The following is a 16594-nucleotide window of genomic DNA, read 5'->3' as shown; positions in this document are numbered from 1 at the left end:
GCAGTTCAGGCAGCGACCTCTGCCAACCGCTCAAACGGCAGGGTTTGCTTGACCAGAATCACCGTGCAAGGTGCCTGCATCGCCACCTTGATGGGCACGGTGGCCACGACACGCTGCATTTGCAAGCCATGGGTTGCAGCCCCCATGATGACCATGTTGACCTGATTGCCCTCGGCGTAGCGCAACAAGGCGTCGGCCACGTCGCCTGACTCCAGCACATGAAAAGAGCTTTGGTGTCCCGCCAAATCCAAGGGCTGAGCCCATTGCTGCAAGCGGCTCAGATGCCAGCGGTGCACCTGGGTTTCGCCTTTTTCCGACTCGGTGCTGCTGGTCAAGCCGGGCGAGATCACCGTCACGCAAGCCAGCCTGGCCCCTGGACGTATGCCCAGCGACCGCGCCACCGCTTCACGCAATGAGTACAAAGTGGCATCGCTCACATCGTGGTGGGGCACAGCGACCATGATGATGGGCACCTGCTCGATCTGCTGCACCGGCACAGGACTTGGGCGGTAGGCCATGCCGCTGGCCCGGACCCAGCGCTTGAAGTGCGTCCAGAAACCCGTGCCCTCGGTTTTGCGACCCCGCTCGGTCACCTTGACCTGGTCGGGGTGGGTCAGATCGAACGCCAGATGCGAGGCCGAAGGGTAACGATTGGCGGCCACCGGCTCCAGGCAACGCAAGACGACCTCTTGCAGCCACTCGGGCAATTCGGGGCGGTGTTTGCGCGGCGGGGGTGGGTCCATCCACAAACGCTGGCGCATGCCTGCCGCCGTGGCAGGCTCGCCAAACGGCAGCTCGCCCGTGGCCAGCTCATACAGCATCACCCCAATCGCAAAAATATCGCTGCGCGGATCACCCCGAACGCCGACCACTTGCTCAGGAGAAATCCAGACGGGTGAACCCACGGCTTTGCGCAATTCTTCGGCCAGCAAATCCGGGTATTGCGCATGGCACGACAAACCAAAGTCCAGCATGACCGCAGAGCCATCGGGGCGGATCAGCACATTGGCCGGTTTCAGATCGAGGTGACAGACGTTTTGTTGGTGCAAGCTGTGGGCCGCTCGCGCCATGGCGGTGCCCAGTGCCGCCGTCTCCGACACGGTCAAAGTTTCACGGTTGTCCAGCCAATGCTGCAGGGTGCGGCCTTCGACATATTCCATCACCAGATAAGGCAGCCGCGACAAATCGCCTGCGGCCACAAAACGCGGCACATGCGTGCCCTTGAGTTCGGACAGGATTTGCAGCTCGATCTCGAAGCTGACAATGTTTTCTGCGCCATCGGCCGCCGTCATGCGCGGGATCTTCATGGCCATGGGGAACTCGGCTGCTCGACGGCTTCCGTCATCCGATGGGGCGTAGACCACCTTGTAAATGTGGGCCATGCCGCCGGCATGCAAACAGGCTTCCACCTCAAAGCCGTCGATCAAGTGTCCGGGGTTCAGCAGTTTCAACGTCCACGCTCCAGTCGCTCTGCAAAAGATTCAGGCAAGCCGGCGCGGCGAATAGCAGCGGCGGCCTCGGTGTGGTTGTAGGGCACCCGATGAAAGGTCATCTTTTGCAGCTTGCGGTCGCAAATCGCATACATGGCGCGGGGATCGCCATCACGGGGCTGACCGCAAGACCCCACACAGGCCACCATGGGCCTGTGCGCCGGGGTGGGCACGGGCGAACCCGGCATGGGCTCGAATTTCATCAGGCTTCGGCCTGCCCCCTGGTAATACAAGGCTTGGTGGTGCACATGCCCCACCAGGACGTGCGGCCCCAGCTGTTGCGCCAGGGCCTGCTCCAGGCAGCGCCCAGCGGCACCCTCGCCATCCACATAGCGCCACGACTCCGGGCGGTCGGCGCTGGCATGCACAAGCAGCAAGCCATCGTGCGACAAGGTGAGCGGCAAATGGGTTAAAAATTCGCGGTGGGCAGCACCCAACTGCGCGTGTGTCCATTGCGCGCCTTGCGCGCCCAAGGTGGCCTCGCCGCCCTGCGCATGGGGCGGGTTCAACGCCATGTCGTCGTGGTTGCCGCGCAAAACCAGCGCGCCCTGCGCTGCCAAGGCCATGATGTCGTCCAGCACAGCCGCAGGGTCTGCGCCGTAGCCGACCAGATCACCCAGAAAAGCAAATTGATCGGCTCCCTGCTGGCGCGCATGGGCCAGGCAAGCCTGCAAGGCTTGCCGGTTGGCATGAATGTCGGAAATCAGGGCCAGTTTCATCGAAGTCTCCAGCACCATGATGACAGCCCAAGCTGATGCAGAACTTGCCGCAGATCAAATTCGAGGGTTAGACCGATGGGCAACGCCCCGGAAAAACTCAGACTTTGCGCTGAACGCCCACCGGCAAACGGCCCACGGCTGTCCAGTCATCGCTCTCAAACCAGGGGTCGCCCAGCAAATAGGCGCGCAACATGGGCAAGGCATCGTTGCCCCAAAACACCTGGCCATCGACCACCAGACTGGGCACCCCAAACAAGTTCAGCGCCAGGGCTTCGTCCGTGTTGTCCTTCAGGCGCTGCTTGACTTCGGCGCTGCCCACATCGGCCGTTGGGGCCAGATCGGCACTCAAGGCGGCCAGACGCTGTGCATCTGCTGCATCCTGCCCGCTGCACCAGACGTGCCGGAAAATCTTTTCGCACACAAAGCGGTTGGGCTCGCCTGCGGGGTCACACGCCGTGGCCAAGCGCAGCAAAGCCAAAGAATTGAAAGGGTGGCTGGCGGGTAGCTGCAAGGGCGTGCCTTGCGCGCGCGCTTGCCACTGCACCTGCCGGTAAGTCCAGTCACGCTTGGCGGGAATCTCTGCGGGCCCCAACTGGCCATGGTGATGGAGCATGGCACCAAACACCACCGGCTTGTGCACCACCCGGACACTGATGCCTTGCAAGGCTTGCGGCAAGGCATCGAACGCCAGCCAGGCGTAAGGCGAGATGAAGTCGAGGTAAAAGTGGATGGTTTTCATGGTGCAGGCCTCGGTGATCGACGTTTCAAAAGCTCAGGATTCCAGCGCCTGGCGTTGGCGCAAACGCTCCGGAATCTGCGCCCAGACCTGGCGTTTTTCTTCGTCGGTGGCCCGGCTCCAGCCGCCAATTTCGGGCAGTGTGCGCAGACAGCCATCGCACCAGCCTGCGCTGGGGTGCATCAGGCACAGCGACACACAAGGCGATGGCACCGAATTCGGCGCTGGCGGCGTGGGCTCGGCCAGAACTTGCTCTGCGCGTTCGCTCAGTTTTTTCCAATAGTGCTGGCTCATGCAAGTTCCTCTGGCGCAGCTTGCACCACGTCGGCCACCGGTGCGCCGGTTAGGCGCTTGAGGTCATCGGGCTGCAATTGAAACACCCCGTGCGGGTGGCCTGCTGCCGCCCAAACCACCTCAAAGCGCCAAAGATCCTGGTCAAGCAAAGTGACCGAAGGGTTCTGGTGTGCGACGGGCGACACACCGCCAATCGTGAAGCCCGTTTGGGCTTTCACGAAATCGGCATCGGCGCGGCCGACCTTGCCCACCAAGGCCGAAACTTTCTTTTCATCCACACGCCGGTCCCCGGACGTGACCACCAACACCGCCACGCCGTCTTCCTTGCGCTTGAAGATGACGCTCTTGGCAATTTGGCCCAGTTGCACACCCAAACCATCGGCAGCCTCTTGGGCGGTGCGCGCTGCGCCATCGAGCATCACCGGCGCATGCGGATGGGCGGCCTCTTGCAAAACGCGCGAGACACGCTGCACGCCTTCAGGCAGGGCATGAAGTTCTGATCCGCACATGCTTCAGCCCGCCCGCTTGTTGAGGATGGCGGTGGCCACACGCGACTGGGTTTTACGGCCCAAAAACTCGCTGATGTAGGCCCCGGCATCGATCAGCTTGTCCAGATCAACACCGGTCTCGATGCCCATGCCATGCAGCATGTAGACCACGTCTTCTGTGGCCACGTTACCCGTCGCCCCCTTGGCATAAGGGCAACCACCCAGACCGGCCACCGACGACTGGAAATTCCACACACCCATCTGCAGCGCCGCCAGCGTGTTGGACAGCGCCTGTCCATAGGTGTCATGGAAGTGGCCGCAGATGTGGTCCACATCGAAAGATTGCAGCGTGGCCTCGATGGCCTTTTGCACCTTGAACGGCGTGCCCACGCCAATCGTGTCGGCCACGTCCACGCGCTGCACACCAATCTGCTTCATCAAACCAGCCAGATACGCCACGCGCTCGGGTGCGATGTCGCCCTCGTAAGGGCAGCCCACAGTGCAACTCATCGCACCACGCACCGCGATGCCTGCGGCCAGCCCCGCCTGCACCACCGGCGCAAAACGCTCGATGCTTTCGGCAATGGAGCAGTTGATGTTTTTCTGGCTGAAGGCTTCGCTGGCCGCACCAAAAACAACGATCTCGTCGGGCTGCGTTTTGAGAGCCGCCTCAAAGCCCTGCAGGTTGGGCGTGAGCACCGAATAGCGCACACCGCTCTGGCGCTGGATGCCCACCATCACTTCGGCGTTGTCGGCCATTTGCGGCACCCACTTGGGGCTGACGAAACTGGTGACTTCGATTTCGGTCAGGCCTGCGGCTTGCAAGCGGTGCACCAGCTCAATCTTGACCGAGGCTGGCACAGGCTGCTTTTCGTTTTGCAGGCCGTCGCGGGGGCCGACGTCGATGAGTTGTACGCGTTTGGGAATGGGCATGGTTCTTTTCTTTCTGCTCAGTAGCCGCGCTGGTGATCGACGATGCCGTTGATCGCCTCGCCGCGCTGCAAAGCCTGAATTTTGCCCACGATTTGCGCGACGCTTTCTTCGCGCAAAGTGCGGGCCGAGGTGTGGGGCGTGACGGTGATTTTTGGGTGTTGCCAAAAAGGGTGTTCGGCTGGCAAGGGCTCGGTGCGGAACACGTCGAGCGTAGCCCCGGCCAAATGACCGCTGTCGATCAATGCGATCAAGTCTTCTTCCACCAGATGCTTGCCGCGCGCCACGTTGATCACATAGCCGCCCTTTTGCAACTGCGACAAGTTGGCGTGGTTCAGGATGTTTTCGGTTTCGGGCGTGAGCGGCATCAGGTTGACCAGCACCCGCGTGGCGGCCAAAAACTCAGACAAGCCTTGTGCGCCGCTGAAGCAGCGGATGCCTGGCAGGTCTTTGGCACTGCGGCTGAAGCCGTTCACCGGGAATTCGAAGACCTGCAAGGCCTTGGCCACGCGCTCACCCAGCACGCCCAAGCCCATCACGCCCACTGCAAAATCGGCACGGCTGCGGGGTTTGCGGTAGGACCATTTGCCCGCTTGCGTGTCGGCGTCGTAGCCATCCAGCTCCCGAAAATGTCGGATCACCGCGTGGCACACGAACTCGGCCATTTGCACCGACATGCCCGCATCGTCCAGGCGCACAACCTTCAGGCTTGGCGACAGTTTCAACTGGAGCAAGGCATCCACACCCGCGCCAATGTTGAACAGGGTTTGCAACCCCGGCTGTTCGTCGATGAACTGCTGGGGCGGTGCCCAGACGATGGCGTGGTCGGCTTGGGGGGCTCCGGGAGCCCATGCAAAAACCTCAGCCTGTGGAAACGCTTGCTGCAGGCCCTGCACCCAAGGCTCTGGCGGCAGACCTGCAAAACAGATGGTGATTTTCATGGCGTGATTTTGTCAGCAAGCGTCTGACCGGGCTGTCACCAAGGGCAAGGCCCTCCTGTACAGGCCCGTCAGTTTCCTTTTGTGGGAGTGAGCCCGTGCTCGCGAATGCGCGCCAAGGCTGAGCAGGCATTCGGCCGCAGGGGCGGCCTCCCACAACAGTCTGAGCCCACTTCAATAGCCAGCGTACGCCGCAGCCGCAAACGTTTCACACCGACAGCTTGAGCAGCTCAGCCCCATCGGCCACCTGATCGCCGGGTGCGTACAGCAGCTCGGCCACCGTGCCATCTTTGGGCGCACTGATGGTGTGCTCCATCTTCATGGCTTCCATCACCGCGAGCGCCTGACCGGCCTTGACCTTGTCGCCCGCCTTGACGGCAAAAGACACCACCTTGCCCGGCATGGGGGCGGTGAGGCGGCCACCTTCTTGGGCGGCTTCGCCGGCGTGGGCCAAGGGGTCGAGCACGGTGATGCGGGTCGCGCCCTGGGGCGTGAAGATGTGCGCGGTCTCGCCTTGCCAGTCGATCTGGCTGAAGCACCGTGCATCGTCCCACTGCACCCACAGGCCTGCACCATGGGGCGCAAAACTCAACATGCCCGACACCGGGGCATCGCCTTCGAGCGACAGGCTCACAGCGCCGTCGTGCAGATAGCTCAGGCGAGCCGAGCGTGGCTGGTCTTGCCAGACGAATTCAAAACGGCGCTGCGCCAGCCCGTGTGACTGCCAGCCATCGCGGCGGCTGAACGGGTCTTGCCCCTGCAAGGCCTTGTCGGCCTGCAAAGTGTGCGCCACCACGGCGGCCACGGCCGCAGGCAAGCCCACGGCTTCCTGTTTGAACAGCACCGCTGCTTCACGCTGAATGAGCGCGGTGTCGAGTTGTGCCTTGGCAAAGGCGGGCGAACGCACCACATGGCGCAAGAACTGCACATTGGTGTTCAGGCCCACGATGTGGGTTTGCGCGAGCGCGGTGTCCAGACGCGCCAGCGCTTGTTCACGGGTGTCGCCGTGCACGATCAGCTTGGCCACCATGGAATCGTAGAACGGGCTGATGGTGTCGCCCTCGCGCACACCGTCGTCGATGCGCACCGCGACGCCTGTGTCGCTCATGTTCGTTCGCTCAAAGCTGCTGGCTTGCGGCTTGCGGTAGACCTGCAAGGTGCCGGTGGCAGGCAAGAAGTTGTTGTCGGGGTTTTCGGCGCAGATGCGCGCTTCGATGGCATGGCCCTGAATGCGCAGTTGGTCCTGACGCAAAGGCAAAGGCTCGCCGCTGGCCACACGCAACTGCCACTCCACCAGGTCCAGACCAGTGATGGCCTCGGTCACCGGGTGCTCCACCTGCAAGCGGGTGTTCATCTCCATGAAGAAAAACTTCATGGACTCAGGCTGGTCATACGCCGTTTGCTCGACGATGAATTCCACCGTGCCCGCGCCCACATAGTTCACCGCTTTGGCCGCCGCCACCGCAGCTGCGCCCATTTGCGCACGCAGGGCTTCGGTCATGCCGGGGGCCGGGGCCTCTTCGAGCACTTTTTGGTGGCGGCGCTGCACCGAACAGTCGCGCTCAAACAGATAGACGCAGTTGCCTTGCGTGTCGCCAAACACCTGAATCTCGATGTGACGAGGGCGCTGCACGTATTTTTCAATCAGCACCGCGTCGCTGCCAAAGCTGTTGATGGCTTCGCGTTGGCACGCTGCCAGCGCAGCGGCAAAGTCTTCGGACTTTTCGACCACGCGCATGCCTTTGCCACCACCGCCTGCGCTGGCTTTGATCAAGGCCGGATAACCGATGCGGTCGGCTTCGCGTTGCAGCAGTGCCGGGTCTTGGTCTGCGCCGTGGTAGCCAGGCACCAAGGGCACACCGGCAGATTCCATCAAACGCTTGGACTCGGCCTTGAGGCCCATCGCCAAAATGGCCGAAGCAGGCGGGCCGATGAACACCAGACCGGCTGCGGCACAGGCCTTGGCAAAGTCTTCGTTCTCGCTCAAAAAACCATAGCCGGGGTGCACCGCTTCAGCGCCCGTGGCCTTGGCGGCTTCCAGAATTCGCTCCCAGCGCAGGTAGCTGTCTTTGGGGGCGCTGCCGCCCACATGCACCGCTTCGTCGCAAGCCTGCACATGCTTGGCACCGGCGTCAGCGTCTGAGTAAACGGCCACGGTCTGGATGCCCATACGGCGGGCGGTGGCTGCGACTCGGCAGGCGATTTCGCCACGGTTGGCGATCAGTATTTTTTTGAACATGTCTATTTCCTCACACCAACCAGTTGGGTTTACGTTTTTGCAAAAAGGACTGCACGCCCTCTTTGCCTTCGCTGCTGGCACGTATGTCGGCAATGCCTTCCACCGTCTGACGCACCAGCGCGTCGTTGATCTCGCGTTCGGCCACGTCCTGCACCAGCTTCTTGCAGGCGCACACGGCGTGGGGGCTGGCACTCACCAGCGCTTGGGTCAGCTCGGCCACTTTGGCATCCAGCGCATCGGCCGCCACCACCTCGTGCACAAAACCGATACGGTGTGCTTCAGCCGCGCCAAAGCGTTCGGCCGTCAAAAAGTAACGGTGCGCCGCACGCGCGCCCATGGCGCGGATCACGTAAGGGCTGATGGTCGCGGGGATCAGTCCGAGCTTGACTTCACTCAGGCAATAGTTCGCCGTGTCCACACTCACCGCCATGTCGCACGCTGCCACCAGGCCCATGCCCCCGGCATACACGTCGCCCTGCACGCGGGCGATGGTGGGTTGCGGACATTCGTAAATCGCCCGAAGCATCGCCGCCAGCTCGCCCGCATCGGTCAGGTTTTCGTCGCGGGTGTAGTCGGCCATGCGGCGCATCCAGTTCAGGTCGGCACCGGCGCAAAAGGCTGGGCCAACCGCCGCCAGCACCACACAGCGCACGCTGGCGTCTTGGGCCACCGCCAGAAAAGCCTGTTTCAGCTCGGCAATGACTTCGTCGTTGAACGCATTGCGCACATCGGGGCGCGACAGCGTGATGGTTTGCACGCCGCCTTGGATGGAAATATAGAGGGCACTCATTTGCACACCTTCACATCCGGAACAAACCAAACTTCGTCTCGGGGATCGGCGCATTCAGCGATGCACTCAAACCCAGCGCCAGCACGCGGCGCGTGTCGGCCGGGTCGATCACGCCGTCGTCCCAGATGCGGGCGGTGGCGTAGTAGGGGTGGCCTTGGTCTTCGTATTGCTGCTTGATCGGGGCTTTGAAGGCTTCTTCTTCCTCCATGCTCCACTGGCCGCCCTTGCCTTCGATGCCGTCGCGCTTGACGGTGGCCAGCACGCTCGCGGCCTGCTCGCCCCCCATGACCGAGATTCGGGCGTTGGGCCACATCCACAAAAAGCGAGGACTGTAGGCGCGGCCGCACATGCCGTAGTTGCCTGCGCCAAAGCTGCCGCCAATGATGATGGTGAACTTGGGTACAGCGGCTGTGGCCACGGCCGTGACCATCTTGGCACCATTGCGGGCGATGCCTTCGTTTTCGTATTTGCGGCCGACCATGAAGCCGGTGATGTTCTGCAAAAACACCAGCGGGATCTTGCGCTGGCAGCACAGTTCGATGAAGTGCGCGCCTTTGAGGGCCGACTCGCTGAACAAAATGCCGTTGTTGGCAATGATGCCCACGGGCATGCCTTCGATGCGGGCAAAGCCACAGATCAAGGTGGTGCCGAAGCGCGATTTGAATTCGTCGAACTCCGAGCCATCGACGATGCGGGCAATGATCTCTCGCACATCAAAGGGCTTGCGCGTGTCGGTCGGGATCACGCCGTACAACTCTTCGGCATCGAACTTGGGCGGCACCGGCGCGTGCGTGGCGATGTTGGGGGCCTTTTGCGCATTGAGGTTTTTGACCGCCTGACGCGCCAAAGACAAGGCATGCACATCGTTTTGCGCCAGGTGATCGGCAACACCAGACAACCGGGTGTGCACATCGCCACCGCCCAGGTCTTCGGCGGTGACCACTTCGCCCGTCGCCGCTTTGACCAAAGGCGGGCCGCCCAAAAAGATGGTGCCCTGGTTTTTGACGATGATGGTTTCGTCGCTCATGGCGGGCACATAAGCCCCGCCTGCCGTGCACGAGCCCATGACCACCGCGATTTGCGCGATGCCTTGCGCGCTCATGTTGGCTTGGTTGAAGAAGATGCGGCCAAAGTGGTCACGGTCAGGAAAGACCTCGTCCTGGTTGGGCAAGTTGGCACCGCCCGAGTCGACCAAATAAATGCAGGGCAAGCGGTTTTGCTGGGCGATCTCTTGCGCACGCAAATGCTTTTTGACGGTCATGGGGTAGTAGGTGCCGCCCTTCACCGTGGCGTCGTTGCACACGATCATGCAGTCCACCCCGCTCACGCGGCCAATGCCCACGATCACGCCCGAGCTGGGCGCGTCGTTGTTGTACATGTTGAGGGCCGCCAGCGGCGCAACTTCGAGGAAGGGCGTGCCGGGGTCGAGCAGCATTTGCACGCGGTCACGCGGCAGCAGCTTGCCCCGGGCGGTGTGTTTGGCGCGAGGAGCGTCACCGCCGCCCAAAGCGATACGCTCCAGGTGTGCGCGCAAGTCATCGACCAAGCCGCGCATGGCAGCGGCGTTGTGCTGAAAATCGGCCGAACGCGGGTTCAATTGGGAGTGCAAAACAGTCATGTGTCTTCCTTGGCTGTGCCCATCGGGTCGGGGCAAACGGGGCATCAAACGTGCAATGTTCGCCAGCTTAGGCCGGTTTCCCTCTCCCGTGGCGTCAAATGGGTTGCAAATCGTGCCACAATTTCAAGCCACATGGATCACCCATTGCCTGCCCCACTTCGCCCACCCGTCACGGGTCGCGCCGAGACGCCCGTGGCTTTTGTTCGCGCCATTGTTCAAGCCTACATCCAGCGCGGCATGGACCCGTTGCCCGCCTTGAACGAGGCACAAATTGCGCCAAACTTACTGAGTCAGGACGACGCCCGCATCACCGCACTGCAAATGGAATGGCTATCGGCCACTGCCATGAAAGCACTGGACGACGAGGCCCTGGGCTGGTTCAGCCGCCGCTTGCCCTGGGGCAGCTACGGCATGCTGGTGCGCGCCTCGCTGACCGCGCCCAATTTGGGCGTGGCGCTGCAGCGCTGGTGCCGCCACCATGGCCTGCTGACCGACGATATCCACCTGCAAGTCACGATGGAAGGTGGCGTAGCGCAGCTGCAATTGCATGAAAACCGGGACCTGGGCGCATTGCAGGAATTTGCGGTGGTGTCGGTGCTGCGCAACGCTTTGGGCGTGGCCTGCTGGCTGACCGACTCCCGCATTCCGCTGCTGCAAACTACTTTGCGTTTTGCCCCTCCCCCCCATGCCGACAGTTACCGCGTGCTGTTTGACGGCCCCACGCACTTCAACGCTCCGGCGCACAGCCTGCAATTCGATGCGGGGTACCTGAGTCTGCCGGTGCGTCGCGACGAAGCCGCGCTGCAACGCATGCTGCAACGCGCCCTCTTGCTCACGGTGCGCCCCTACCGACGCGACCGCCTGCTGATCGAGAAAGTGCGCCAGACCCTGGCCGAGCACCCCGAACACAGCCGCAATGCAGCCGATCTGGCCGGGTGGTTGAACCTGTCGGCACGCACCCTTCACCGACAACTCAAAGAAGAAGGTGCCAGCCTGCAGCAACTCAAGGATGCGGTTCGCCGCGACACTGCCACCGACTTGCTCTTGCGCACCACACGCCCGATCAAACAGATCGCAGCCGAAGTGGGGTTTCAGAACGAGAAGAGTTTCATGCGGGCGTTCAAAAGCTGGACAGGGCACACGCCAGATGAGTTCCGATCTGAACGTTGACGTTCAAGCTTCGCTGTCGGCAAATCGCCCAGGGGGCGGTTGAAACATCAGCCCCAGCAACGCGATCACGCAAAAAATGCCCCCGGCATAAAACGTGAAAGATGCGCCCCAGCGATCCCACAGAAAACCAGCCGAGACACTGGCCACCAACATCGACAGCCCACTGATGAGGTTGAAAAATCCGAACGCAGTGCCACGCAAATCGGCTGACGCGGTGTTGGCCACCATGGTGGCTAACAGACCCTGGGTCATGCCCATGTGCACGCCCCACAGCGCGACACCCGACAGCACACGTGTCCAATGCGGGTCGCTGGCCAGCACCAGATCGGCGGCGATCAGCACCACCAAGCCCCAGGCCAGCAAGGCACGGTGACTCACGCGGTCTGACAGCAGTCCAAAGGGGTAGGCACAAGCGGCATAGACCAGGTTCATCGCCACCATGACCAGGGGCACCCACGCCAAGGCAATCCCGGCCTGTTGCGCACGCAGCACCAGAAAAGCCTCGCTGAAACGCGCCAGCGTGAACACGGCCCCCACGCCAACCACCCAAGCGTATGCCCCACCCAAACGCCGGATGTTGTCACGGCGAATCGGATTGACTTTGCGCTCGCCCACATGTGCAACAGGCTCACGCACACCCCATATGAGCAACAACACCGCCAACACACCCGGCACCACAGCGACCCAGAACACCGCCCGAAAATCATTGGCCCACAACAGCATCAAAGCCACACCCAGCAAGGGCCCCAAAAAAGCACCCACCGTGTCCAATGATTGCCGCAGGCCAAAGGCCGCGCCACGCATCTCGGGTGGTGCAATGTCGGCGACCAACGCATCACGCGGTGCGCCACGAATGCCCTTGCCAATGCGGTCCACAAAGCGGGCTGTGAGCACCCACCCCATGGTGGGGGCCAACGCGAACAAGGGTTTGCTGAAAGCGCCCATGGCGTAGCCCAGCACAGCCAGGGCTTTGCGCTTGCCCAGGTAATCACTGATCACGCCTGAAAACACTTTGACGATCAGGGCGGTGGACTCGGCGATGCCTTCGATCAGGCCCACCGTCAAGGCGCTGGCACCCAGCACGCCCACCATGAACAAGGGCAATAGGCTGTGGACCATTTCCGAAGAGATGTCCATCAAGAGGCTGACGAAGCCCAAAACCCAAACGCCCGCAGGCAGTTGGCGCAAGGGGGCGTGAGATGTTGAAGTCATGGCCCTGATCCTACTGCGCAGCCTTAAGTAAGCAAAAGGTCAGTCCCTTGTGCGACATTCGCCGTCAGGCAGACAAACAACTCATTCAGATCTAAAGATCGGGTGAATTGGGGGTCTGCCTTTTTTGTTTTTAAAGCAGGACATAACAATGATTGACCCCGTGATCGCCAAGATCCAAAGCCACCCTAAGTACGCACAGCTGCGCAAGCAGCGCAATGCATTCGGCTGGCTCCTGACCGTGTTGACCCTGGTCGTTTACTACGGCTTCATCTCACTGATCGCCTTCAACAAGCCATTTCTCGCACAGCCTCTGGGCGCTGGTGTGACCACCGTGGGCATCCCACTCGGCATGGGTGTGATTGTTTTCACCATCGTGATCACCGGCATCTACGTCAACCGCGCCAACAAGCGCTATGACGCGCTGACCAAAGACATCCTGAAGGACGCCACGAAATGAACAAGGCGATGCAAATTTTCCTGGGCGCTTTGACCCTGATCGCGGGCAACGCCGCCCTGGCTGCCGGTGCAGACATTGGCGACGCCGCCAAGCAATCCACCAACTGGACTGCCATCTTGATGTTCGGCACCTTCGTGGTCGGCACGCTGTGGATCACCAAATGGGCTGCGGCCAAAACCAAATCGGCCGCAGACTTTTACACCGCCGGTGGCGGCATCACGGGTTTCCAAAACGGCCTGGCGATTGCTGGCGACTACATGTCGGCCGCGTCCTTTCTGGGCATTTCGGCGGCTGTCATGGCTTCAGGCTATGACGGTTTGATCTACTCGATTGGCTTTTTGGTCGGCTGGCCCGTGATCACTTTCTTGCTGGCCGAGCGCCTGCGCAACCTGGGCAAGTTCACCTTTGCCGACGTGGCGGGCTATCGCTTCAAGCAAGCGCCCATCCGCGCCTTTGCCGCTTCAGGCACGCTGGTGGTGGTGGCCTTCTACCTGATCGCCCAGATGGTCGGTGCTGGTCAGTTGATCAAGCTCTTGTTTGGTCTGGAGTACTGGATGGCTGTGGTCATCGTGGGCGCACTGATGATGGTGTACGTGCTGTTTGGCGGCATGACCGCCACCACCTGGGTGCAGATCATCAAGGCTTGCTTGCTGCTGTGCGGTGGCACCTTCATGGCCATCATGGTCTTGGCGCAGTTCGGTTTCAGCCCCGAAGCGCTGTTTGCCAAAGGCGTGGCCGTGAAAACCGCGATTGCCGAAGCCGGCGGCAAGACGCCCGAAGAAGCCGCTAAAGCCGGTCTGTCCATCATGGGCCCCGGCGGCTTCATCAAGGACCCGATTTCGGCCATTTCGTTTGGCATGGCGCTGATGTTCGGCACGGCCGGTTTGCCCCATGTGCTGATGCGCTTTTTCACCGTGCCCGATGCGAAAGAAGCGCGCAAGTCGGTGTTCTGGGCCACAACCTGGGTAGGCTACTTCTTCATCCTGATCTTCATCATCGGTTTCGGTGCGATCACTTTGGTGCTGACCAACCCCGAATTGGCCGACATCAGCAAAGGCGTGATCAAGGGCGGCGCAGGTACAGCCAACATGGCGGCCGTGCTGGTGGCAAAAACCGTGGGCGGCGATGTGTTCTATGGCTTCATTTCGGCGGTGGCGTTTGCCACCATCCTGGCCGTGGTGGCGGGCCTGACGCTGTCGGGTGCTTCGGCCGTGTCGCACGATTTGTACTCAACCGTCTTCAAAAAAGGCCAAGCCGACAGCACGTCCGAGCTGCGTGTCTCGCGCATCACCACCGTGGCTTTGGGTGTGATCGCCGTGGGTCTGGGCATCGCGTTTGAAAAGCAGAACATCGCCTTCATGGTGTCGCTGGCTTTCGCGATCGCGGCTTCGGCCAACTTCCCGGTGCTGTTCTTGTCGGTGCTGTGGAAAGACTGCACCACACGCGGCGCGGTGATCGGCGGCTTCCTCGGCCTGATCTCTTCCGTGGGCCTGACCATCGTGTCACCTGCGGTGTGGGAGGTGACCTTGGGCAACCCCAAGGGCTCGGCCTGGTTCCAGTACAGCTCGCCTGCCTTGTTCTCGATGACCATTGGCTTTGTGGGCATCTGGCTCTTCTCGATTCTGGACAAGAGCGAGCAAGCCAAGAAAGAGCGCGCGGCCTTCCCTGCCCAGCAAGTGCGCTCTGAAACCGGCTACGGCGCTGCCGCCGCTTCAGACCACAGATCTTTCAGCACACACTGAAAAACCAAAGGGCGCTTCGGCGCCCTTTTTTTGTGCATCACATGCTGCGCTTCACAAGCCCCAGCCTGTGGCCAGCCCTTTCAGCCAAGCCGCAAAGCCTGCATGTCGGTGAACACCCGTTGCGCACCCGCTTGCAACAGCGGTGTGTGCTCAGCTGGCGGTGCCGCATAGGCCCAGACCGTAGCCCCCGCAGCCACACCCGCCGTGATGCCCACGGTGGTGTCTTCGATCACCAGGCAACGCGCCGGATCGATTTGCAAATGCGCGGCTGCAGCCAAATACACATCAGGGTGGGGTTTGCTGCGCGGCATTTCGTGACCACTGAAAATGCGGCCTTCAAAAAAGTCCATCAAGCCCACTTGCTTGAGCATCATCTCGACCTTGAAACGGTCTGCCCCAGAGGCCACGGCGATGCGGCCTTGACAGTGGTCATGCAGGTGAGCCACCGCGTCGTGCACGCCGTCGATGGCGGTGATGCTTTGCGTCAACCGCTCGTTTCGTCGGGCAAAAAACTGTTCCAACCACGCGTCGGTGAGGGGCTGGTTCGTATGGGCCTCGATGGTGTCGCGCTGACTTTTGACCGTGTGCCCCACAAAGCGCTGCATGCACTCGGCCAGCGTCATGCGCCAACCCTGCTCCTCGAACATGTCACGCAGCACGCCGCAGGTGATGGCCTCACTGTCCACCAGCACGCCGTCGCAATCAAACAAAATGGCTTCAAAGTTCATGCCGTGAATCATACGGTCTGTCTCTGCACGGCCTCAGAGCACATCGCCGTCCACATAAAACCAACGCCCGTCCTCACGTACAAAGCGGCTGCGCTCGTGTTGGCGCACGGCTTTGCCGCCCACGCGAAAGCGGGCCACAAACTCAACCTCGGCGGTGTGTTCGCCGGTGACGCGGTGCTGTTTGATCTGAAGGCCCAGCCATTGGGCGGCGGCTTCCAGCTCCAGGCTGGCCGGGCGTTTGGCCGCATGCCAGGTGGCCAGCAGATACGGCACATCGCCGCGCACAAAGGCGCTGTAGCGCGAGCGCATCAGGCTTTCGGCATCGGGTGCGGCCTGACCAGCATGGCAAGGGCCGCAGCAAGCATCGAACGCCAGCGGCTGGCCTTTGGCGGTGGTGCGGCCGCAGGGGCAAGAAGTCTTATTCATGAGTGTGGGTCAAATGTATTGGGGCTCGGGCAGGCATTCGCGAGCAGGGGCTCGCTCCCACACGCATCACACGAATGCGTACATCTCTGTCTTTGTGGGAGGCTGCCCCTGCGGCCGAATGTGTTGAGGCCCTGGCAGGCATTCGCGAGCAGGTGCTTCCGCCCAGACGCCATCACGCTCAATGGCTTTTGCGCGAAGCGCTTTCGGCTTTGTGCTGCTCCAGCGTGACCATGGGCGCGTGGGCTTTTTTCCAGGCCGCATAGCCGCCGTCGATGTGGGCCACGTTGGTCATGCCCATGTCTTGCAGGGTCTTGGTAGCCAGCGCGCTGCGCCAGCCTGCGCCGCAAAACAGGATGAACTCCTTGCTTTCGTCGGCGAACACGGGCTTGAAATACGGTGATGCCGGGTCGACCCAAAATTCGAGCATGCCGCGTGGGGCCAGCAAAGCGCCAGGCACCGTGCCTTCGCGCTCCAGCTCGCGCGGGTCGCGGATGTCGACGATCTGGACATTCGGCTGGTTCAGGCGGGCACGCACTTCGTCAACGCTGTAAGTCGTGACCTCGGCCATGGCCTCGTCCACCAACGCTTGAAATCCTTTGGTAATGGGCATGAAACTC

The 16594-nt window shown here is 61.7% G+C and carries 17 protein-coding genes; 3 read left to right on the top strand and 14 right to left on the bottom strand.

All coding sequences use genetic code 11. The features are described 5' to 3' along the window. Positions 1 to 5 precede the first annotated feature (5 nt). The 10 genes from B9Z33_RS05525 to B9Z33_RS05480 all read right to left on the bottom strand — a co-directional run bounded on the left by B9Z33_RS05525 (position 6) and on the right by B9Z33_RS05480 (position 10242). Positions 6 to 1451: a bifunctional serine/threonine-protein kinase/universal stress protein gene (locus B9Z33_RS05525; protein ID WP_108285919.1), complete on the bottom strand. Its 1446-nt coding sequence runs from the start codon at positions 1449 to 1451 to the stop codon at positions 6 to 8. Further along, positions 1448 to 2209, bottom strand: a complete 762-nt coding sequence (locus tag B9Z33_RS05520) for a metallophosphoesterase (RefSeq protein ID WP_108286181.1) — start codon at positions 2207 to 2209, stop codon at positions 1448 to 1450. Before B9Z33_RS05520 ends, B9Z33_RS05525 begins: the two co-directional genes overlap by 4 nt. A 97-nt stretch (positions 2210 to 2306) precedes the next feature. Beyond that, positions 2307 to 2948 carry a 2-hydroxychromene-2-carboxylate isomerase gene (locus tag B9Z33_RS05515; RefSeq protein WP_108285918.1) on the bottom strand — a complete coding sequence of 214 codons (642 nt, stop codon included), beginning with the start codon at positions 2946 to 2948 and terminating at the stop codon, positions 2307 to 2309. Between the two features lie 33 nt (positions 2949 to 2981). Then, the gene (locus B9Z33_RS05510) at positions 2982 to 3239 is read right to left on the bottom strand and encodes a DUF1289 domain-containing protein (RefSeq protein WP_108285917.1); all 258 of its coding nucleotides are present in this window, start codon (positions 3237 to 3239) and stop codon (positions 2982 to 2984) included. Beyond that, positions 3236 to 3748 (bottom strand): YbaK/EbsC family protein, encoded by a 513-nt coding sequence (locus B9Z33_RS05505; protein ID WP_108285916.1) that lies wholly within the window; start codon positions 3746 to 3748, stop codon positions 3236 to 3238. Before B9Z33_RS05505 ends, B9Z33_RS05510 begins: the two co-directional genes overlap by 4 nt. Positions 3749 to 3751: 3 nt before the next feature. Further along, positions 3752 to 4660: a hydroxymethylglutaryl-CoA lyase gene (locus B9Z33_RS05500; protein ID WP_108285915.1), complete on the bottom strand. Its 909-nt coding sequence runs from the start codon at positions 4658 to 4660 to the stop codon at positions 3752 to 3754. Between the two features lie 17 nt (positions 4661 to 4677). Next, on the bottom strand, positions 4678 to 5598 hold the full coding sequence (locus B9Z33_RS05495; protein WP_108285914.1) for a glyoxylate/hydroxypyruvate reductase A: 921 nt from the start codon (positions 5596 to 5598) through the stop codon (positions 4678 to 4680). 205 nt (positions 5599 to 5803) lie between these two features. After that, positions 5804 to 7834: an acetyl/propionyl/methylcrotonyl-CoA carboxylase subunit alpha gene (locus B9Z33_RS05490; RefSeq protein ID WP_108285913.1), complete on the bottom strand. Its 2031-nt coding sequence runs from the start codon at positions 7832 to 7834 to the stop codon at positions 5804 to 5806. 10 nt (positions 7835 to 7844) lie between these two features. Further along, positions 7845 to 8624, bottom strand: a complete 780-nt coding sequence (locus tag B9Z33_RS05485) for an enoyl-CoA hydratase/isomerase family protein (protein WP_108285912.1) — start codon at positions 8622 to 8624, stop codon at positions 7845 to 7847. A gap of 10 nt (positions 8625 to 8634) precedes the next feature. After that, complete coding sequence (locus B9Z33_RS05480) at positions 8635 to 10242, bottom strand: carboxyl transferase domain-containing protein (RefSeq protein ID WP_108285911.1); 1608 nt, start codon at positions 10240 to 10242, stop codon at positions 8635 to 8637. Between the two features lie 132 nt (positions 10243 to 10374). Between B9Z33_RS05480 and B9Z33_RS05475 the strand changes: the two genes are divergently transcribed. Further along, positions 10375 to 11412 carry an AraC family transcriptional regulator gene (locus B9Z33_RS05475; protein ID WP_108285910.1) on the top strand — a complete coding sequence of 346 codons (1038 nt, stop codon included), beginning with the start codon at positions 10375 to 10377 and terminating at the stop codon, positions 11410 to 11412. A 3-nt stretch (positions 11413 to 11415) separates the two neighbouring features. Here B9Z33_RS05475 and B9Z33_RS05470 read toward each other — a convergent pair whose 3' ends face one another. Beyond that, positions 11416 to 12624, bottom strand: coding sequence for an MFS transporter (locus B9Z33_RS05470; RefSeq protein ID WP_108285909.1), 1209 nt, complete (start codon positions 12622 to 12624; stop codon positions 11416 to 11418). Positions 12625 to 12772: 148 nt separating this feature from the next. Here B9Z33_RS05470 and B9Z33_RS05465 point away from each other — a divergent pair, with 148 nt between their 5' ends. Further along, positions 12773 to 13081, top strand: coding sequence for a DUF485 domain-containing protein (locus tag B9Z33_RS05465; RefSeq protein ID WP_108285908.1), 309 nt, complete (start codon positions 12773 to 12775; stop codon positions 13079 to 13081). After that, complete coding sequence (locus B9Z33_RS05460; protein WP_108285907.1) at positions 13078 to 14823, top strand: cation acetate symporter; 1746 nt, start codon at positions 13078 to 13080, stop codon at positions 14821 to 14823. Before B9Z33_RS05465 ends, B9Z33_RS05460 begins: the two co-directional genes overlap by 4 nt. An 80-nt stretch (positions 14824 to 14903) precedes the next feature. Here the strand turns inward: B9Z33_RS05460 and B9Z33_RS05455 are convergent, their stop codons facing one another. The 3 genes from B9Z33_RS05455 to B9Z33_RS05445 all read right to left on the bottom strand — a co-directional run bounded on the left by B9Z33_RS05455 (position 14904) and on the right by B9Z33_RS05445 (position 16587). Further along, positions 14904 to 15551: an HAD family phosphatase gene (locus B9Z33_RS05455; RefSeq protein ID WP_108286180.1), complete on the bottom strand. Its 648-nt coding sequence runs from the start codon at positions 15549 to 15551 to the stop codon at positions 14904 to 14906. Between the two features lie 33 nt (positions 15552 to 15584). After that, positions 15585 to 15977, bottom strand: a complete 393-nt coding sequence (locus tag B9Z33_RS05450) for a YchJ family protein (RefSeq protein ID WP_108285906.1) — start codon at positions 15975 to 15977, stop codon at positions 15585 to 15587. Positions 15978 to 16155: 178 nt separating this feature from the next. After that, entirely contained in the window at positions 16156 to 16587 is a 432-nt protein-coding gene (locus B9Z33_RS05445) for a rhodanese-like domain-containing protein (protein WP_108285905.1), read from the bottom strand. Between the last annotated feature and the right edge of the window lie 7 nt (positions 16588 to 16594).

Origin of the sequence: Limnohabitans sp. T6-20 (genome assembly GCF_003063505.1) — a bacterium.
Lineage (GTDB): Bacteria > Pseudomonadota > Gammaproteobacteria > Burkholderiales > Burkholderiaceae_C > Limnohabitans_A.
This window is presented reverse-complemented; position numbering and strand designations above follow the sequence as displayed.

Excerpts from the sequence above, each read along its gene's own strand:
- B9Z33_RS05520 (WP_108286181.1), bottom strand. The coding sequence starts at position 2,209 with ATGAAACTGGCCCTGATTTCCGACATTCATGCCAACCGGCAAGCCTTG.
- B9Z33_RS05515 (WP_108285918.1), bottom strand. The coding sequence starts at position 2,948 with ATGAAAACCATCCACTTTTACCTCGACTTCATCTCGCCTTACGCCTGG.
- B9Z33_RS05510 (WP_108285917.1), bottom strand. The coding sequence starts at position 3,239 with ATGAGCCAGCACTATTGGAAAAAACTGAGCGAACGCGCAGAGCAAGTT.
- B9Z33_RS05505 (WP_108285916.1), bottom strand. The coding sequence starts at position 3,748 with ATGTGCGGATCAGAACTTCATGCCCTGCCTGAAGGCGTGCAGCGTGTC.
- B9Z33_RS05500 (WP_108285915.1), bottom strand. The coding sequence starts at position 4,660 with ATGCCCATTCCCAAACGCGTACAACTCATCGACGTCGGCCCCCGCGAC.
- B9Z33_RS05495 (WP_108285914.1), bottom strand. The coding sequence starts at position 5,598 with ATGAAAATCACCATCTGTTTTGCAGGTCTGCCGCCAGAGCCTTGGGTG.
- B9Z33_RS05490 (WP_108285913.1), bottom strand. The coding sequence starts at position 7,834 with ATGTTCAAAAAAATACTGATCGCCAACCGTGGCGAAATCGCCTGCCGA.
- B9Z33_RS05485 (WP_108285912.1), bottom strand. The coding sequence starts at position 8,624 with ATGAGTGCCCTCTATATTTCCATCCAAGGCGGCGTGCAAACCATCACG.
- B9Z33_RS05480 (WP_108285911.1), bottom strand. The coding sequence starts at position 10,242 with ATGACTGTTTTGCACTCCCAATTGAACCCGCGTTCGGCCGATTTTCAG.
- B9Z33_RS05475 (WP_108285910.1), top strand. The coding sequence starts at position 10,375 with ATGGATCACCCATTGCCTGCCCCACTTCGCCCACCCGTCACGGGTCGC.
- B9Z33_RS05470 (WP_108285909.1), bottom strand. The coding sequence starts at position 12,624 with ATGACTTCAACATCTCACGCCCCCTTGCGCCAACTGCCTGCGGGCGTT.
- B9Z33_RS05465 (WP_108285908.1), top strand. The coding sequence starts at position 12,773 with ATGATTGACCCCGTGATCGCCAAGATCCAAAGCCACCCTAAGTACGCA.
- B9Z33_RS05460 (WP_108285907.1), top strand. The coding sequence starts at position 13,078 with ATGAACAAGGCGATGCAAATTTTCCTGGGCGCTTTGACCCTGATCGCG.
- B9Z33_RS05455 (WP_108286180.1), bottom strand. The coding sequence starts at position 15,551 with ATGAACTTTGAAGCCATTTTGTTTGATTGCGACGGCGTGCTGGTGGAC.
- B9Z33_RS05450 (WP_108285906.1), bottom strand. The coding sequence starts at position 15,977 with ATGAATAAGACTTCTTGCCCCTGCGGCCGCACCACCGCCAAAGGCCAG.
- B9Z33_RS05445 (WP_108285905.1), bottom strand. The coding sequence starts at position 16,587 with ATGCCCATTACCAAAGGATTTCAAGCGTTGGTGGACGAGGCCATGGCC.